The sequence below is a fragment of the Bradyrhizobium sp. 31Argb genome (assembly GCF_043638955.1).
Taxonomy (GTDB): Bacteria; Pseudomonadota; Alphaproteobacteria; order Rhizobiales; family Xanthobacteraceae; genus Bradyrhizobium.
Window position 1 is genome coordinate 1 of sequence record NZ_JBEGDB010000699.1, and the last position, 564, is coordinate 564.

The 564-nt window shown below is 62.2% G+C and carries 1 protein-coding gene; it reads left to right on the forward strand.

Annotated elements, in window-relative coordinates; genetic code table 11:
- The coding region (locus tag AAFX91_RS42340) for an IS630 family transposase (protein WP_394570433.1) at positions 1–564 on the forward strand (564 nt) is incomplete at both ends.

Consider the following 564-nt stretch of genomic DNA (forward strand, 5'->3'; position numbering starts at 1 on the left):
TTGGCAGCGGGAAACCTATCCGGCCATTGCGCGGCGTGCCAAGCGGGAGAAAGCGGATGTCTATTTCTGGGATGAATCCGGCTTCCGGGCGGATGCGGTGCAAGGCACGACGTGGGGCGTGAAGGGAGAAACGCCGGTGGTGCAAACGCCGGGGCAACGGCAAAGCATCGGCGCGGCGTCGGCGGTGAGCGCCAAGGGCGCGTTCTGGTTCGCGACGTACAAGGGCGCACTGTCTGGCGAGCTGTTCGTGGACCTGCTCAAGAAGCTGATGTATCGCCGCAAGAAAGCGCTGCATCTGATTGTGGACGGGCTACCCGCGCACAAGAAGGCGGTGGTCAAGGACTACGTGGCGAGCACGCAGGGAAAGCTGACGCTGCACTTTCTTCCGGGATATGCCCCGGATTTGAATCCCGACGAGCTCGTATGGAGCCATGCCAAGCGCACTGGCAATGCACGCCGGCCGCTGCGCGCAGGCGAGAAATTGGAAGACCGAGTCCGCACCCAGCTCGCCGACATCGGCAACAGACCAGCTTTGGTGCGTTCCTTCTTCAAGCATCCAGATGT